Raw genomic sequence first — 16,229 nt, forward strand, 5'->3', positions numbered from 1 at the left:
AAGTCGTACACAAGATGGCAAGAACTGACTTGATGGAGGTTGCGACTTGGGTACCCGATTCCTACGGCACTTCTTCGAGCCGCGAACCATTGCAGTGATCGGGGCCTCGGAAAAGCCTCAATCCATTGGTGGCCTGGTCATTCGCAACCTGCAGGAGGCCGGCTTTCCAGGCACCATCTGGGCGGTCAACCTCAAGGGCTACGCGTCGGTATTCGGCCAGCCCTGCGTGGCGCGCATCCGAGAGCTGCCCGAACCCCCCGACCTGGCGGTCATCTGTACGCCGGCACACAGCCTGCCCAAGGTGATTACCCGACTGGGTCGCCTGGGGGTCAAGGCCACCCTGGTTCTCTCCGGAGGGTCTCGTCTCGATGAGGCCGATGATGACAAGGGTTCGATTCGTGAGCGAATGCTGGTGGCGGCACGGGAGTCGGGTATCCGGGTGCTGGGTCCGGAGTGCATGGGGCTGATCGTGCCGGGGCGCAAGCTCAACGCCTCCTACGCCAGTCAGCCGGTCAAGGCGGGGCGGGTGGCCTACCTGGGGCAGTCGGGGATGCTCGGCAACGCCATGATCGACTGGGCCGCGGGTCGGGGCATCGGTTTCTCCCACCTCATCACGGTGGGCGACAGCGTCGACGTGATGCTGCCCGACCTGCTCGACTACATCAACCAGTACTCTCCCACCCAGGCGATCCTGCTGCACCTGGAGCGCATCCAGGACTCCCAGCATTTCATGACGGCGCTGCGCGATGCCTCGCGGAATCGACTGGTCCTCGCCATCAAGAGCGGCCGGACGCCGGAATCCGACCTCTCCAACATGCCGCCGACACCGGGGATCGCCAACCGCGACGTCGTCTTCGACGCGGCGTTCTCCCGTGCCGGCGTGGTTCGGGTGAACGATTCCGACGAACTGTTCGATGCGCTGATGACCCTGTCCCAGATGAAGCCGCTCAAGGGCGATCGACTGGCTATCGTCTCCAACGGCCTGGGGCCGGCCATGCTCGCCATCGACAAGCTGATCAGTGCGGGTGGCAAGCTGGCTCACTTCGGTGATGAGACACGGCGGTTGCTGAAGAAGGGCGATTTCGACATGAGCAGGCCCGGTGAAAACCCGGTGGACCTCGGCGGCAACGCCACGCCGGAAAAGCTGGTGGAGGTGCTGGAGATCGTCGCCGCCGATCCGGGGGTAGACGCCGTGCTGGTGGTACATGCGCCCACGCGCCTGGCGCCATCCAAGGCCACGGCTCAGGCGGTAATCGCCAACCGCAAGCGTTTCCGCCGCAACCTGCTGACCAGTTGGATGGGGCTCGAGGCGGCGCTCGATGCCCGCCACGAGTGCAGCATTGCCGGCATACCTACCTATGTCTCGCCGGAAAAGGCGGTTAAGGCCTTCATGCATATGGTCGATTATCAGCGTGTCCAGGCGCTGCTGCAGGAGACGCCGCCGACGTTGCCCTTTGCCACCACGCCCGACATCCGTGCCCGCTGCCGCACCCTGATTGAAGCGGCCAGGGAGGAGGGGCGCGAGACGCTGTCCCACTCCGAGACCGCCCAGGTACTCGAGGCCTATGGGATATCCGTGGCGCCCAGCCACTATGTACAGACACCGGAAGAGGCCTTTGCCGCCGCCGGCGACATCGACGGCCCCATGGCGGTGAAGGTCGTGCATGAAAGCAACTGCCGGCCATTTCGCTATCGCCGACAGCCCCACAGGCTCTCGGCGGGCCTGCTGCAGGACATTCATTCGCCCGAGCAGGCGGCCGAGGGTGTCACGCGGCTCGGCGACAAGCTGCGGGAAAGATTCCCGCCGGTGAGAATCCGCGAGTACTGCCTGCAGCCCATGCAGCGGGGCAAGCACTCGATGCAGCTCTGTGCCGGGATCACCCGTGACCCGATATTCGGTCCGATCATCGTGTTCGGTATCGGTGGCTACAAGGTCAACGTACTGGCCGACCGCCAGGTGGCGCTACCGCCGCTGAACATGACGCTGTCGGCCGATGTGGTGGGCCGCACCCATGCCGCCCGCCTGATACGCGAACACTCCAGCGACCCGGAGCGGGACCTGGAGCGCCTCTGCCAACTGCTGGTCCAGCTGTCGCAGATGGCTTCCGACCTGCTCGAGCTGCGTGGCCTGGAACTCAATCCCCTGCTGCTCAACCGCGACGGCATGCTGGCAGTGGATTTCGCCATGGACCTGGGCACGCCGGCACGCTTCTCCATCATGCCCTACCCGGAAGAGCTGCGGGAGTGGACGACGCTCAAGAACGGCATGGCGGTAGAAGTGCGTCCCATCCGGGCCGAGGACGCACCGCTGATCACCAACTTCCACGGCCAGCTGTCCGAAGAGAGCATTCGATTTCGCTACTTTCACAACAAGTCCGACCTGACCCAGCGCGATCTCTCGATACTGTCGCACATCAACTATGACCGGCAGATGGCCTTCATCGCCGAACATCTACGGGATGATGGCAGCAAGGAGATGCTGGGCGTGGTCAGGGTATGGAATGACCCCGACAATATCCGTACCGAATTCGCGGTGATCGTACGGGACGACATGGCCGGGCAGGGGCTGGGGAGCCTGCTGATGAAGAAGATGATCGCCTACTGCAAGAGCGTGGGCACCCTGGAGATGATCGGCAAGGTCATGGTCGACAACCACCCCATGCGGGCGCTGATGAAGCACCTGGGTTTTCGCTGTCGCTACAACATGGAGGAGCAGGTGGTGGACGCCGTGCTGCGTCTCAACGAGCCCGAGAACGAATGGCAGCGGCATCGCCTGGAGAGTCTGCCGGACTGAAGGCGGGTGGGCCCCGGTCGGCGCAGAGCCCGAGCGGCCAGCCGGGTTACGCTGGTCGCCCGGGCCCTGTCGACGAGCCCGGTCAGGGCGCCATGCGGAAGAAGTGCCAGCTGCCGTCGCGCAACTCGTAGCGGATGCGGTCATGCAGCCGGCTGGGCTGGCCCTGCCAGAACTCGATCATCTCCGGTATGACCCGGTAGCCTCCCCAGTGAACGGGGCGGGGGATTTCCTGGCCTTCATAGGCCTGCTCGAAGCGATGCTGTCGCTCCTCGATCCACTGCCTGCCGGGGATGACCACGCTCTGGGTGGCGATCCAGGCGCCCAGTTGGCTGGCTCGCGGACGGCTATTGAAGTAGGCGTCCGACTCCTTCCCATCGACCAGCTCGACACGCCCCTCGACGCGCAGTTGGCGGCCCAGCGACGGCCACCAGAAGGTCAGGGCGGCGTGGGGGACATTGGCCAGCTCGCTACCCTTGTGGCTATGGTAGTTGGAGTAGAACACCAGGCCTTTTTCGTCATATCCCTTGAGCAGGACGATCCGGGCATGGGGCAGTCCCTGGCTGTCGACGGTGGCCAGCGTCATGGCATTGCCATCGTCGCCTTCGGCGTCCAGCGCCAAGGTGATCCACTCGTCCAGAAGCACCATGGGGTCAGCGGGCACCTTGTCCTCTACCAACTGGCCGCCCTCATAGTCGCGCCGTATATCGGCGATCTTGCGTGTCATGGCGTTCTCCTAGAAATTTTGTTCATGGTCGCTGCTGTCGCGTTGCATCACAACACCCAGTGCCGGTGTCGCTTCGGATGAGCCCATTGGGGCATGGAGCCAATCCATCGAGCGAAGGGCTCCATCCGCAAAGAGAGATCACACGGGGCGTTGGCAGCCAGCCTGTGTGCAAGGGAGGGCGGGGCAACGGGGGAACCTCCTTGTGCCAGGGGCAGCGGCATGTCTTCTGTACCATTCTATTCCAGCGGCCGGGGCCTTGCAGTGGTTCCTGTCGCCTCAGTCGTCCGGGTCTCATGCGCCGTTGGCCGCCTTCATCTGACGGCTGCGAAAGCGGGCGTAGAACATGCAGCCGGTAAACAGCCCCAGAGCGGTGATCGCCTCGAGCCCGCCTAGTAGGCCCTGGCCGGGCAGCGTGGCGACCATGACGCCCTGTGTGAAGTAGAGCAGGCTGACGAAGGCCAGCCAGGCATGCCCCCGGGGACGTCGGCCAAGGATCGAGGGCAGGAACAGTACCAGTGGCAGTATCCGCACCAGAATCGGTGTCAGCGGATTGTCGCCGGCCTGCATCGACAGGCCGCTCCAGATCAATAACACCATCAGCAAGCCGAAACTGCCCAGCACCAGTTGCCGTGAGCGATCGGTGAGGTTGTCCAGGCCATGGCGTGCCTCGAGATCCTCCAGCCAGCGTCTCATGAGGTCTCCTTCAGGCTCTGCAGCGCCAAGGCCAGGCGGGCGATGCGCTTGCCCTGGGCACGAACCAGGCGCCGTTCGCTGTCGGCGAGAGGCTGGTCGCTGCGCTGGCCGGCGACATGGCTGGCGCCGTAGGGTGTCCCGCCGGCGGTGGTGTCCATCAGGTCGGTTTCGCTGTAGGGGAGGCCGGCGTAGACCATGCCGTGGTGCAGCAGCGGCAGCAGCATGGAGATGAGCGTGGTTTCCTGCCCGCCATGAAGACTCGAGGTGGACGTGAAGGCCGTGGCTGGCTTGTCGATCAGCGTGCCGTTGAGCCATAGCGTGGTGGTGGTATCGATGAAGTGCTTGAGCGGGGCCGCCATGTTACCGAAGCGGGTCGGGCTGCCCAGCGCCAGCGCGGCGCAGTGGCGCAGGTCATCGAGGCTGGCATAGATGGCGCCCTCATCGGGTATCTCGGGCTCGACGGCTTCGCAGGTGGGCGAGACGGCCGGCACGGTTCGCAACCGCGCTTCGATGCCGGAATTCGACTCAACCCCGGCGGCGAGTTGCTCGGCCATGGCGCGGGTCGCACCGTGGCGAGAGTAGTAGAGAATCAGTACATAGGGCAGGGGGTCGCGCATCTTGGCTCCTGGTGGCGGGGGGGCTGGGCTCGGGTCACTCGTCGATGTGCAGGAGAGCGAGCACATCTTCCGGGGGACGGCCCAGCACGGCGCGCTTGCCATCATCCGCGATGGGACGTTCCAGCAGGCGGGGGTGTTCGACCAGTGCCTGGATCACCTGCTCCTGATCCTTGAGATCGACGTCCAGGGATTTCCATTCGGGCTCCTGGGTCCTTATCAGCGCCTCGCCGTCCGCATCCAGTCGCGACATCAGGTCGCGCAGCTCCGCTTCATCGAGCGGCTCGTCCAGATAGCGACGAATCGTCACCTCGGCGCCGTGCTCCTCGAGCAGGGCGAGCGCCTCACGGGACTTGGAACAGCGGGGATTGTGGTAGAGCGTGATCGTCATGGCGGGTTCCTCGATCCTTGGAAGTGCGGCTATTGTAGAAGGGGCGCCGTACCCACCACAACTACACATCCCCTTCCAATAGCTCCTCGACACCGACGTCCTCGTCGGCCAGCCTGCGGTAGACCCACACCGAGCGTCCGTCCGGCAGGCGCTTTTCCACGCGGGCATAGCGAATACCCAGTCGCTCGTAGCGGTCCAGCCGTTCCAGCTCATCGGCGCTTACCACGATCACTTCGCCCGCCACCCGCTCGCCTGGCGCCTCGACCAGGTCCAGCCCCTCGCGGCGGAAGCCGTCCAGCACCGCGGGCTCGGATTCGCCGGCTCGGCCCATCACGATCCAGCGCACCGGTGGAAGGCGCAGGGTGCCATAGACGAAGACTGCATGGGGCCCTTCGGCCACCTCCGGCAGGTGATCGGGGCGATCATAGGTGAAGGGACTGAGCATGGTGAACCAGAGCCAGGCCGCGATGGCCAGCGGCAGGGCCACCAGGGCGGCCAATAGGTATCGCATTCCCTGCATTAAGGCTTCCTCCTAGACGCGACACGGCTCATCCTGCCACGACATGGCGGCGCTGTCCGGTTAAAACCCGTTTCCGGGCTCTGGTAGGATATGCGGAGCCTGTCGAACTTGACGCTGACGGAGGTGGCCCATGAATCAGTCTGCCCGTGACGATCAGGATTTCCGAGCGATGATGGGTGACGTGCGGCCGCTGCCCGGCGCGGCCAACCGGGCCAATCCCGGGCGGCGGCAGCGTCGTCCCACGGAGGCGCAGCTGGCCCGTCGCGAGAGTGCCCAGGCCGAGACCGGCGAGGACAGCTTTCTCTCCGACGATTTCGTCGAGCTGCTGCCGCCCTTCGATCCGGTCGAGTATCGGCGCGAGGGCATCCAGCAGGGGGTGGTGGACCGCCTCCGCCACGGTGGCTACCCGGCCCAGTCGCGGCTGCACCTGTTGCGCCGCCCGCTGGCGGAGTGCCGCCGGGTATTGCCGTCCTTCATTCATGAAGCCTATGCCCATGACCTGCGGTCGGTGCTGATCGTGCACGGACGCGGCCGCGAGATCGACAGCCCGCCCAATGTGCTGCGCTCCTATCTGGTCAAGTGGCTCGCCCAGTTCGAGGAGGTGCAGGCGTTCGCCTCCGCCCAGCAGGCCGATGGGGGCCTGGGGGCCACCTGGGTGATGCTGCGCAAGAGTGAGCGGGCGAGGGCGGCGAATCGGGAGCGGCAGCAGAAGCGTCGCGGTTGACGGTTGCAGCTGTAAGATGGAGGGGCGCCGGGGACAGGTCGTAGAGGAGGTCCGATTCCAGGGAAGGAATCGGTAGCGTACAGGGAGGTATTCACAGCGCCTCCTCGGAGGCCTGTCGCCGGATCAGCCCCGGTACTGGGGCGGTTGGCTTGGGACTTGATCGCAATGCTCTTGCACCAGGGCCCCGGCAGTTGCCGGGGCCCTGGTGTTGAGACGAGCGGATCGGGCTTCAGGCGCCGCCGTTCTCGCGCAGGCGGCGCTCGAAGAGCGCCTCCTTGACGTCCACCGCCGGCTGGTAGCTGACGCTGAAGGCACCCAGAGCACGCAGGGCGTCGTCCAGGTGCTGGTCCTCGCGCAGCGCCAGGGCGTCGAAGCCGCAGCGGGTCATGTAGTAGAGCTGGTCGACCAGCACGTCGCCGATGGCACGAATCTCCGCACCGTAGCCATAGCGCTCGCGGAGCAGCCGCGCCAGGGTATAGCCGCGCCCATCGGTGAAGGCCGGGAAGTCGATGGCGATCAGCGGTGACTGGACCAGAACCTCGGCCAACTCGGGGCTGAGCTCGGTGTCGCTGGGCAGCCAGGGCGCCAGGCCCTGGTCATCACGGTGCGCCTGCCAGAGCGCCAGGGGCACGATGACCGGACGCCGGGTGGGCAGCGCTTCCTCGACGCGGGAGAGGGCCCATTCGTCCTGCTCCGGCTGCCCCATCTTGATCAGCATCTGGGCATGCTCGAGTTGACTGTCAGGCATAGACCCGCTCCTTGAAGGGTTTCAGACCGATACGGCGATAGGTGTCGAGGAAAGGCTCATCTTCATGGCGCTGCTCCACGTAGACCTTGAGCACCTTGTCGATCACCTCGGGCACGTCCTCGCGGAAGAAGGAGGGGCCGAGGATCTTGCCCAGGGAGGCGTCGTCGCCGGCGTTGCCGCCCAGCGAGATCTGATAGTACTCCTCGCCCTTCTTGTCGACGCCGAGGATGCCGATATGGCCGACATGATGGTGGCCACAGGCGTTCATGCAGCCCGAGATGTTGAGGTCCAGCGGCCCCAGGTCATAGAGGAAGTCGAGATCCTCGAAGCGTTCCTGGAGCGCCTGGGCGATGGGGATCGACACAGCGTTGGCCAGGCCGCAGTAGTCGCCACCGGGGCAGCAGATGATGTCGCTGAGGGTGCCGATGGTGGGGTTGGCCATGCCCAGGCCCTCGAGCTCGTGCCATAGCGCCTCGAGCTGATCCACCGGCACATCGGAGAGCACCAGGTTCTGCTCGTGGGTCACCCGTGCCTCGCCGAAGCTGAAGCGGTCGGCGAGGTCGGCCACCGCCTCGAGCTGGTCGGCGGTGACGTCACCCGGCGCATGCTCGCGGCGCTTGAGCGACAGGGTCACCGCCTTGTAGCCCGGCACCTTGTGGTCGGTGATGTTGTTGGTGACGAACCGGCCAAAGGCGCGGTTCTCGGCGCGCAGCCGCTCGAAATTGCCGATGGCAGCATCGCTTACCGGGCGACGCTCGGGCTCCGGGAAATGGCCTCGAGCGGCCTCCACGGCGGCCGGGGTGAGGGTTTGGGGGCCATCCTTGAGATGCGCCCACTCGGCATCGGCGCGGCGGCGGAACTCCTCGATGCCCAGTGCCTTGACGAGGATCTTGATGCGCGCCTTGAACTTGTTGTCACGGCGGCCGAACTGGTTGTAGACCCGCACGCAGGCTTCCAGATAGGTCAGCAGGTGCTGCCAGGGCAGGTCCTCACGTACCACGTCGCCGATCATCGGCGTGCGGCCCAGGCCGCCACCGGCCAGCACCTTCACCCGCAGCTCGCCGTGATCGTTGCGCCACAGGCGCAGGCCGATGTCGTGGACCTGGATGGCAGCACGGTCCTCGGCAGCCCCGGACACGGCGATCTTGAACTTGCGTGGCAGGAAGGCGAACTCCGGGTGCAGGGTCGACCACTGGCGGATCAGCTCGCACCAGGGGCGCGGGTCCTCCACCTCGTCGGCAGCGATGCCAGCGAACTGGTCGCTGGTAGTGTTGCGGATACAGTTGCCGCTGGTCTGGATCGCATGCATCTGCACCTCGGCCAGCTCGGCGAGGATATCGGGCACGTCCTCCAGCGCCGGCCAGTTGAGCTGCAGATTCTGGCGGGTGGTGAAGTGACCATAGCCACGGTCGTAGCGACGCGTGATCGCCGCCAGGCGTCTGAGTTGGTGGCTGCCGAGCATGCCATAGGGGATGGCGATGCGCAGCATGGGCGCATGCTTCTGGATATAGAGGCCGTTCTGCAGGCGCAGGGGGCGAAACTCTTCCTCTCCGAGGCGGCCGGCCAGGTGACGGCCCATCTGGTCGCGAAACTGGGCGACGCGCTCATCCACGAGGGTCTGGTCGTAGGTGTCGTAGCGATACATTCAGCCGGTCCTGCTGCTGTGAGAGTGGCGAAGCGTCAGGGGCACCTTAACGCCTCTGCGTTATTCTATGAAAGAATAAATATTCATATTTTTTATACTGAAAGTAATATAAGGAGTCAAGTCCAGTGGCCAGCGACTATACCGCAAGCCGCTGCCAGCGGCGACGTTGCCAGATAAGCGCGAACCAGGCCGAATTCAGGCAGCGGTAGCCGAGCTGAACCCACCAGATGCCCAGCAGCCCCTGATCCAGAACCACCCCGACCCACCAGGCCAGCGGCAGGAAGACCAGCCACTGGAGCGTCAGCGTGGTGGTCATCACGGTGCGGTTGGCGCCGGCGCCGAGCAGGGCCTGGCCTAGCACCAGCGCCGCGGCGTCGAGTACGATCATGGCTGCCGTCAGCTGCAGGGGCAACCGCCCGAGGGCCACCAGGGCGGGATCGTGGAGGAACAGGCCCAGCACCAGCTCGGGGAACAGCGCCATGGGCAGCGCCAGGGCCGCCAGGCAGAGCCAGGCCAGGCGTACCACGTCCCAGCCCCAGCGATGTGCCTCCTGATGGGCCTGCTGGCCCAGGGAGTGGCCGACCAGCGTCATGGCCGCCATGCCGAGCCCCACGCCGGGCAGGATCAGCAGCAGCGACAGATTGACCAGGACATGGCCCACCGCCACGCTGGCGGAATCGATCTGGCCCAGTATCCAGAACAGCACCGCGTAGCCTGCGGCGAACCACAGCTGCTGGAAGGAGTGGGGCAGGGCCAGTCGCAGGGTGGTGGTGAAGGTTCTGCGCCGTGGCAGCTCGACCAGGAAGCCACGCTTTCCTGCATGCCTCACGCTGACCAGTGCCCAGATGGCAAGCCCGATGAACAGCGACAGGGTCGTGCCGGCGCCCGCACCGGCGCGCCCCATCGCCGGAAGCCCCAGGTAGCCGAAGATGAGCGCCAGGCTGGCGGCCACGTTGATCACATGGGTGAACAGGATTATCCGCAGGTAGATCCCGGTTTGCTGGATACCGTTCCAGTAGCCGCGGAAACAGAAGATCATCGCCACGGCAATCAGCGAGAGAATGCGCCAGCGGAAGTATTCCACGGCCACTGCGCTCACGGCGGGGTCCTGATTGATCAGGCCGAGCAGGGCGGGCGCCTGCCACAGGCAGAGCAGGGCAATGGGCAGCGCAACCGCGAGTGCAATCACCAGGCCGGCGTTGAGCGGCATGGCGCAGTTCGGCCAATCCTGCTCTCCATGGCGCCTGGCGGTCTGTGCCTGCACCCCCGACGACAGGCCGAACACCACGGCGGTGATCAGGAACATGGCGTAGCCGCCGATGCCGATGCCGGCCAGGGGCACCTGGCCGAGCGAACCGACCAGGGCCGCATCGATCAGGTTGATCAGGCTCTGCGACAGCATGCCGGCGATGATCGGCAGGGCCAGGCGCAGGATCTTCTGGCGGCGGAGCGATTCGGGCAGCATCCGGCTTCCGGTCGACAAGGGTGACTGGGGAGGAAGCCCTCGCGAACGAGGGCTTCCGGAGCCCGTTCAGGCCCCGATTCCGATCATGCGGGGTCGTAGGAGAGGACCGGCGACAGCCAGCGCTCCAGCTCCTCCAGGCTCATCTGCTTGCGCTCAGCCAGGGCTTCCACCTGGTCCCGGGTGATCTTGCCGGTGGAGAAGTACTTCGACTGCGGGTGCGAGAAATACCAGCCGGAAACCGCTGCCGCCGGCCACATGGCGAAGTTCTCGGTGAGGTCGATGCCGGCATTCTCGGAGGCATCGAGCAGGCGGAACAGGGTGCTCTTCTCGGTGTGGTCGGGGCAGGCGGGATACCCCGGCGCGGGCCGGATGCCCTGATACTTCTCGGCGATCAGCTCGACGTTGTCCAGGCGTTCGTCCGGCACATAGCCCCAGAACTCCTTGCGCACCCGCTCGTGCATGCGTTCGGCGAAGGCCTCGGCCATGCGGTCGGTCAAGGCCTGCACCATGATTGCGCTGTAGTCGTCGCCGGCGGCCTTGTAGCGCTCGGCCAGTGCCTCGACACCATGACCGGTGGTCACGGCGAAACCGCCGATCCAGTCCGGCTTGCCCGACGCCTTGGGCGCCACGAAGTCGGCGAGGCTGTAGCAGACCCCGTCGCGGTTCTTGGTGGTCTGCTGGCGGATGTGGTGCAGTCGCTCGACCACCTGGGTACGCGACTCGTCGGCGTAGACCTCGATGACATCATCGTCGACGCTGTTGGCCGGCCACAGCCCGATCACGCCGCGCGCCTGGATGTGCTTCTCGTCGATCAGCTTGCGCAGCATCTCCTGGGCATCGGCGAAGAGGCTGCGGGCGGCTTCGCCGACCACCTTGTCATCGAGGATCTTCGGATACTTGCCCGCCAGCTCCCAGCTCATGAAGAAGGGGGTCCAGTCGATACGCTCGATCAGCTCCTCGATATCATAGCTGTCGAATACCTTCAGGCCGGTGACGGCGGGGCGCGGCGGGGTGTAGCTGGCCCAGTCGATGGGCAGCTTGCGCTCGCGGGCCTCGGCATAGCTCAGGTCGGCCGCCTTGGGACGGCGGCGGGCGTTGCGCTCGCGCACCTGCTCGTACTCGGCGCGAATCTCGGCGACATAGCTCGGCTTCAGCGTGGGCGAAAGCAATTTCCCGGCCACGCCCACGGCGCGGGAGGCATCCGCCACGTAGATCACAGGGTGCTCGTAGCCGGGCTCGATCTTCACCGCGGTATGCGCCTTGGAGGTGGTGGCTCCACCGATCAGCAGCGGCAGGTCGAAGCCCTGTCGCTGCATCTCCTTGGCCACATGCACCATCTCGTCGAGGGAAGGGGTGATCAGGCCCGACAGGCCGATGATGTCGGCCTTCTCCGCCCTGGCCGTCTGCAGGATCTTCTCCGCCGACACCATGACGCCAAGGTCGACCACATCGTAGTTGTTGCACTGCAGGACCACGCCGACGATGTTCTTGCCGATATCGTGGACGTCACCCTTCACCGTGGCCATGACGATCTTGCCCTTGGGCTTGGTGTCCTCGGTCTTCTCCGCCTCGATATAGGGGATCAGGTAGGCAACCGCCTGCTTCATGACCCGGGCCGACTTGACCACCTGGGGCAGGAACATCTTGCCGGCGCCGAACAGGTCGCCGACCACGTTCATGCCGTCCATCAGCGGCCCTTCAATCACCTCGATGGGGCGGCTGGCCCGCTGGCGCGCCTCCTCGGTGTCCTCCTCGATATAGACGGTGATTCCCTTGACCAGGGCATGGGAGATGCGTTTCTCGACCTCCCAGCTACGCCACTCCAGGTCCTCCTTCTTGGCGGGGCCGCTGCCGTCGCCCTTGTAGCGGTCGGCGATGTCGAGCAGTCGCTCGGTGCCGTCGGCACGCCGGTTCAGGACCACGTCCTCCACCGCGTCGCGCAGTTCGGCGGGCAGGTCGTCATACACGGCCAGCTGGCCGGCATTGACGATACCCATGCTCAGGCCGGCGCGAATGGCGTGATAGAGGAAGGCCGAGTGGATCGCCTCGCGCACCGGGTTGTTGCCGCGAAACGAGAACGAGACGTTGGAGACGCCGCCCGAGACCATGGCGTGAGGCAGGTGCTCGCGAATCCAGCGGGTGGCTTCGATGAAGTCGACCGCATAGTTGTTGTGCTCTTCGATGCCGGTGGCGATGGCGAAGATATTGGGATCGAAGATGATGTCTTCCGGTGGGAAGCCCACCTCGTCGACCAGGATATCGTAGGCCCGCTGGCAGATCTCGGTCTTGCGGGCGAAGGTGTCGGCCTGGCCTTGCTCATCGAAGGCCATGACCACCACGGCGGCACCGTACCGCCGGCACAGGGTGGCCTGTTCCCGGAAGGCTGCCTCGCCCTCCTTCATGGAGATGGAGTTGACCACCGCCTTGCCCTGGACGCACTTGAGGCCGGCCTCGATGATCTCCCACTTGGAGGAGTCGATCATGATCGGCACCCGGGCGATGTCGGGTTCCCCGGCGATCAGGTTGAGGAAGCGCACCATGGCCTCCTCGGACTCCAGCATGCCCTCGTCCATGTTGATGTCGATGACCTGGGCGCCGTTCTCTACCTGCTCCAGGGCCACTTCGAGTGCCGTATTGTAGTCCTCGTCGACGATCAGCCGCTTGAAGCGGGCCGAGCCAGTGACATTGGTGCGCTCGCCGACGTTGACGAACAGCGAGCCCTTCTCGATGTTGAAGGGCTCGAGGCCGGAGAGGCGGCAGGCTCGCGGGCGCTCGGGCACCCGGCGCGGGGGCATGCCCTTGATGGCGGCATGGATGGCGGCAATGTGCTCCGGAGTGGAGCCACAGCAGCCACCGATGATATTGACCAAGCCGCTCTCGGCGAACTCGGCGACGATCGAGGCCATCTCCTCGGGGGTCTGGTCGTATTCGCCGAACTCGTTGGGCAGGCCGGCGTTGGGGTGCGCGGAAACGAAGGTATCGGCCTTGGTGGAGAGCTCTTCCAGGTAGGGGCGAAGCTCTGCGGCGCCCAGGGCGCAGTTCAGTCCGATGGAGAGCGGCTCGGCATGGCGCACCGAGTTCCAGAACGCCTCGGTGGTCTGGCCGGAAAGGGTGCGCCCCGAGGCATCGGTGATGGTGCCGGAGATCATCACCGGCAGGCGCTCGCCGCGATCGGCGAACAGCGCCTCCAGGGCGAAGATGGCCGCCTTGGCGTTGAGGGTGTCGAAGATGGTTTCGATCATGATCAGATCGGCGCCGCCCTCGATCAGCGCTTCGGCCGCTTCATAGTAGTTCTCGCGCAGCGCATCGAAGGTGACGTTGCGCTTGGCCGGGTCGTTCACATCCGGCGACAGCGAGGCGGTACGGGAGGTCGGCCCCAGAACACCGGCCACGTAGCGAGGCACGCCGGTCTCGCCGGCCACGGCGTCGCACACCTCGCGGGCCAGCCGCGCCGACTCCCGGTTGAGCTCGGGGACCAGCGCCTCCATGCCGTAGTCGGATTGGGAGAGGCGGGTGCTGTTGAAGGTATTGGTCTCGATGATGTCGGCCCCGGCCTCCAGGTACTGGCGATGAATCCGCGTCACCAGGTCGGGGCAGGTCAGGGCCAGCAGATCGTTGTTGCCCTTCAGGTCCGAGGGCCAGTCGCTGAAACGCTCTCCGCGAAAATCGGCCTCATCGAGTTCTGCATTCTGCAGCATGGTACCCATGCCACCATCGAGCATCAGGATACGCTGACCGAGTTGTTCGGTGAGGGTGGCAGTCAAGGCAGAGGGAACGGCGGCCATGGGTGGGGTCGGTCTCCAGCGAAGTCACGGGTAGCAGGCCGCGCAGGCGCCTCTGGGCGTCTTCTTTGGCGGGCCGAGTCGGGCAGTATGTTAACAAAAGCGGCGGCGCGAGGGCAGGGTTGATCAAAAACCGACCAAAATAGTCGGGATTGTCTCGCCGGCCGGTTTTGCTTACCATGAGGGTATATCAATACGGCCTGCCCGACTGGGCAGCGACCAGAGCAGCGAGAACACCATGAGCGAGACTATCCAGATTACCGACAGTGCCCAGGATTACCTTGCCGAACTGCTGGAGAAGCAGAACGTCGAGGGTATCGCCGTGCGCATATTCATTACCCAGCCCGGTACGCCCTATGCCGAGACCTGCCTGGCCTATTGCCGGCCGGGTGAGGAGGAGCCCACCGACGAGCGGGTCGAGCTGGAGAAGATCAATGTGTTCCTGGACAAGAACAGCCTTGCCTTCCTCGACGAGGCGGTGGTCGACTTCAATGCCGACCGCATGGGGGGGCAGCTGACCATCAAGGCGCCCAATGCCAAGATGCCCAAGGTCAACGCCGATAGTCCCCTCGAGGACCGGGTCAACTATATTCTCTACAGCGAGATCAACCCCGGCCTGGCCGCCCATGGCGGCGAGATCAAGCTGACGGAGCTGACCGAGGACAAGGTGGCGGTGCTGGCGTTCGGCGGCGGCTGCCAAGGCTGTGCCGCGGTCGACCTGACCCTGAAAGAGGGGGTCGAGAAGACCCTGATGGAGCGTATCCCCGAGCTGGCCGGCATTCGCGACGTCACCGATCATACGGACACCACGAACGCCTATTATCGCTGATATCCCAGGGGGTTGGCGATAGCCCGAGAGCTGTCGAGGCTATCGGCTCTCGCCCTCGCTCCTGTCGACAGACTCGTTTGAAGGCCCCGCCGCGGTGGGGCCTTCTTGCGTCTTGGGTACCGCTTGCTCCTCCACCTGGTACGGCTCTTCGCCCTGCCAGAGCCGCCGGCTGATCTCGGACTCCAGCAGGCGCAAGCGACTGGCCTGCTCTTCCAGATGGCGTTTCTGGTCGTCGATGCGCGCCTGCAGCAGCGATTGCGCGTGGCGCATGGTGTCGGCGCGCTCTTCGGCCCGTGCGCGGGCCCACTGGGTCTCCCGGTGCTGTTTTTCTTCCCTGGCCAGTGCGGCGCGCATCTCCTGCAGCTCCTGCTTCAGCGCCTCCTGGCGGCTTTCCAACTGTCGCAGGTTGGTCACGTAGCGCTTCTCGCCGGACAGGCGTTCCTGGCGGGCCTCGTCCAGCAGGCTCATCAGCCTCGCTTCGGCGGCTTCGTGGCGCTGCTCCTCCTGTTGCTGGCGAGCCTGGTGCTGCGCCTCCCGTTCCCCCAGGGCCTGCTGGTGGGCCTGAAGCTGCAGCTCGCTTTCCGCCTGCAGGCGTTCGAGCTGCTGGAGGCTGCGGGCGAGTCGTTCGCCCAGCCGGCGGGCCTTGTCGAGGGCCTGGTCGCGTTCGGCTTCCGCGGTGGCCAGGGCGGCGCTGCGGGCTTCCAGCCGCTGCTCGATGCTGGCCAGGTGCGCGGAGAGTGCCGCCTCGCGCTGCTCCGCATCCTCGGCCTGGCGCCTGGCATCCTGAACGGCATCCCGGGCCGCCGTAATCTCGCGGTCCGCCGCTTCACGATAGTCGGCGAGGGCTTCTCCGGCGGCATCCTGCGCCTTCTCCCAGAGGCCTTCGGCCAATTGCTGGATCGGTTCGGGCATGCCCTGTGCCGGCGTGGCAACGGCGCGCTCTTCGCGCCGCGCGCGCCATTCGCGCAGGTGATCGCTGATGGTGGTGAAGCTGCCGGTTCCCAGCACTTCCCTGATCTTCTGCACGCTGGGGGCTTCCCCCTTGGCCATCAATGCATCGATTGCCTGCTTCACGTCTTCGTACTGCACACCGCTGCGTGCCATGGCGCTCTCCTGACGTCATCTGCATTCCGTGCCTGGGCATGACCACAAGGCAGTATTCCCTTGTGCCATCGCCTGTCATGGCTAGTTTAGCGCCAGCGGGCAGGAAGGAAAAGATAATTACATGATAATAATTACGTATATTACGTTACGATATGTTTGAAAATTCAAGATTACCCGTCTTATCTTGATTATTTGA

Annotated in this window: 13 protein-coding genes; 3 read left to right on the plus strand and 10 right to left on the minus strand. The window is 65.1% G+C overall.

Annotation, left to right across the window (positions count from 1 at the left end; all coding sequences use genetic code 11):
• The first annotated feature begins 46 nt into the window (after positions 1-46).
• A complete protein-coding gene (locus tag LY622_RS02800; RefSeq protein WP_234289492.1) occupies positions 47-2,794 on the plus strand; it encodes a bifunctional acetate--CoA ligase family protein/GNAT family N-acetyltransferase in 2,748 nt (915 codons plus the stop codon).
• An 82-nt stretch (positions 2,795-2,876) separates the two neighbouring features.
• Here the strand turns inward: LY622_RS02800 and pdxH are convergent, their stop codons facing one another.
• The 5 genes from pdxH to LY622_RS02825 form a co-directional block, all read right to left on the minus strand.
• Positions 2,877-3,518, minus strand: coding sequence for a pyridoxamine 5'-phosphate oxidase (pdxH, locus tag LY622_RS02805; RefSeq protein ID WP_234289493.1), 642 nt, complete (start codon positions 3,516-3,518; stop codon positions 2,877-2,879).
• Between the two features lie 291 nt (positions 3,519-3,809).
• Positions 3,810-4,211, minus strand: a complete 402-nt coding sequence (locus LY622_RS02810; RefSeq protein ID WP_234282785.1) for a DUF2069 domain-containing protein — start codon at positions 4,209-4,211, stop codon at positions 3,810-3,812.
• Positions 4,208-4,828 (minus strand): NAD(P)H:quinone oxidoreductase, encoded by a 621-nt coding sequence (gene wrbA / locus LY622_RS02815; RefSeq protein ID WP_234289494.1) that lies wholly within the window; start codon positions 4,826-4,828, stop codon positions 4,208-4,210. Before wrbA ends, LY622_RS02810 begins: the two co-directional genes overlap by 4 nt.
• A gap of 34 nt (positions 4,829-4,862) precedes the next feature.
• Complete coding sequence (arsC, locus tag LY622_RS02820; RefSeq protein ID WP_234289495.1) at positions 4,863-5,216, minus strand: arsenate reductase (glutaredoxin); 354 nt, start codon at positions 5,214-5,216, stop codon at positions 4,863-4,865.
• A gap of 61 nt (positions 5,217-5,277) precedes the next feature.
• Positions 5,278-5,736, minus strand: a complete 459-nt coding sequence (locus tag LY622_RS02825; protein ID WP_234289496.1) for a gamma-glutamylcyclotransferase family protein — start codon at positions 5,734-5,736, stop codon at positions 5,278-5,280.
• Positions 5,737-5,866: 130 nt separating this feature from the next.
• On the opposite strand from LY622_RS02825, the gene smrA reads away from it, so the two are divergent.
• A complete protein-coding gene (smrA, locus tag LY622_RS02830) occupies positions 5,867-6,460 on the plus strand; it encodes a DNA endonuclease SmrA (protein WP_234289497.1) in 594 nt (197 codons plus the stop codon).
• A 229-nt stretch (positions 6,461-6,689) separates the two neighbouring features.
• On the opposite strand, the gene LY622_RS02835 is transcribed toward smrA, so the two are convergent.
• From LY622_RS02835 to metH, 4 genes are all read right to left on the minus strand, one after another.
• A complete protein-coding gene (locus LY622_RS02835; RefSeq protein ID WP_234289498.1) occupies positions 6,690-7,208 on the minus strand; it encodes a DUF934 domain-containing protein in 519 nt (172 codons plus the stop codon).
• Positions 7,201-8,853, minus strand: a complete 1,653-nt coding sequence (locus LY622_RS02840) for a nitrite/sulfite reductase (protein ID WP_234289499.1) — start codon at positions 8,851-8,853, stop codon at positions 7,201-7,203. The genes LY622_RS02835 and LY622_RS02840 overlap by 8 nt, the downstream gene beginning before the upstream one ends.
• A gap of 136 nt (positions 8,854-8,989) precedes the next feature.
• Complete coding sequence (locus LY622_RS02845; RefSeq protein ID WP_234289500.1) at positions 8,990-10,318, minus strand: MATE family efflux transporter; 1,329 nt, start codon at positions 10,316-10,318, stop codon at positions 8,990-8,992.
• Between the two features lie 83 nt (positions 10,319-10,401).
• Positions 10,402-14,103, minus strand: a complete 3,702-nt coding sequence (metH, locus tag LY622_RS02850) for a methionine synthase (RefSeq protein ID WP_234289501.1) — start codon at positions 14,101-14,103, stop codon at positions 10,402-10,404.
• A gap of 235 nt (positions 14,104-14,338) precedes the next feature.
• On the opposite strand from metH, the gene nfuA reads away from it, so the two are divergent.
• Entirely contained in the window at positions 14,339-14,929 is a 591-nt protein-coding gene (nfuA, locus tag LY622_RS02855) for a Fe-S biogenesis protein NfuA (RefSeq protein ID WP_114480157.1), read from the plus strand.
• 39 nt (positions 14,930-14,968) lie between these two features.
• On the opposite strand, the gene LY622_RS02860 is transcribed toward nfuA, so the two are convergent.
• Positions 14,969-16,033, minus strand: a complete 1,065-nt coding sequence (locus LY622_RS02860; protein ID WP_234289502.1) for a DNA-binding protein — start codon at positions 16,031-16,033, stop codon at positions 14,969-14,971.
• Positions 16,034-16,229 lie beyond the last annotated feature (196 nt).

The organism is Halomonas alkalisoli (genome assembly GCF_021412585.1).
In the GTDB taxonomy this organism is placed as follows: domain Bacteria; phylum Pseudomonadota; class Gammaproteobacteria; order Pseudomonadales; family Halomonadaceae; genus Halomonas; species Halomonas alkalisoli.

Bases quoted from the DNA above. Each gene is read 5' to 3' on its own strand.
- LY622_RS02825 (WP_234289496.1), bottom strand. From the start codon at position 5,736: ATGCAGGGAATGCGATACCTATTGGCCGCCCTGGTGGCCCTGCCGCTG.
- LY622_RS02835 (WP_234289498.1), bottom strand. From the start codon at position 7,208: ATGCCTGACAGTCAACTCGAGCATGCCCAGATGCTGATCAAGATGGGG.
- LY622_RS02810 (WP_234282785.1), bottom strand. From the start codon at position 4,211: ATGAGACGCTGGCTGGAGGATCTCGAGGCACGCCATGGCCTGGACAAC.
- arsC (WP_234289495.1), bottom strand. From the start codon at position 5,216: ATGACGATCACGCTCTACCACAATCCCCGCTGTTCCAAGTCCCGTGAG.
- metH (WP_234289501.1), bottom strand. From the start codon at position 14,103: ATGGCCGCCGTTCCCTCTGCCTTGACTGCCACCCTCACCGAACAACTC.
- smrA (WP_234289497.1), top strand. From the start codon at position 5,867: ATGAATCAGTCTGCCCGTGACGATCAGGATTTCCGAGCGATGATGGGT.
- LY622_RS02845 (WP_234289500.1), bottom strand. From the start codon at position 10,318: ATGCTGCCCGAATCGCTCCGCCGCCAGAAGATCCTGCGCCTGGCCCTG.
- LY622_RS02860 (WP_234289502.1), bottom strand. From the start codon at position 16,033: ATGGCACGCAGCGGTGTGCAGTACGAAGACGTGAAGCAGGCAATCGAT.
- LY622_RS02840 (WP_234289499.1), bottom strand. From the start codon at position 8,853: ATGTATCGCTACGACACCTACGACCAGACCCTCGTGGATGAGCGCGTC.
- nfuA (WP_114480157.1), top strand. From the start codon at position 14,339: ATGAGCGAGACTATCCAGATTACCGACAGTGCCCAGGATTACCTTGCC.
- wrbA (WP_234289494.1), bottom strand. From the start codon at position 4,828: ATGCGCGACCCCCTGCCCTATGTACTGATTCTCTACTACTCTCGCCAC.
- pdxH (WP_234289493.1), bottom strand. From the start codon at position 3,518: ATGACACGCAAGATCGCCGATATACGGCGCGACTATGAGGGCGGCCAG.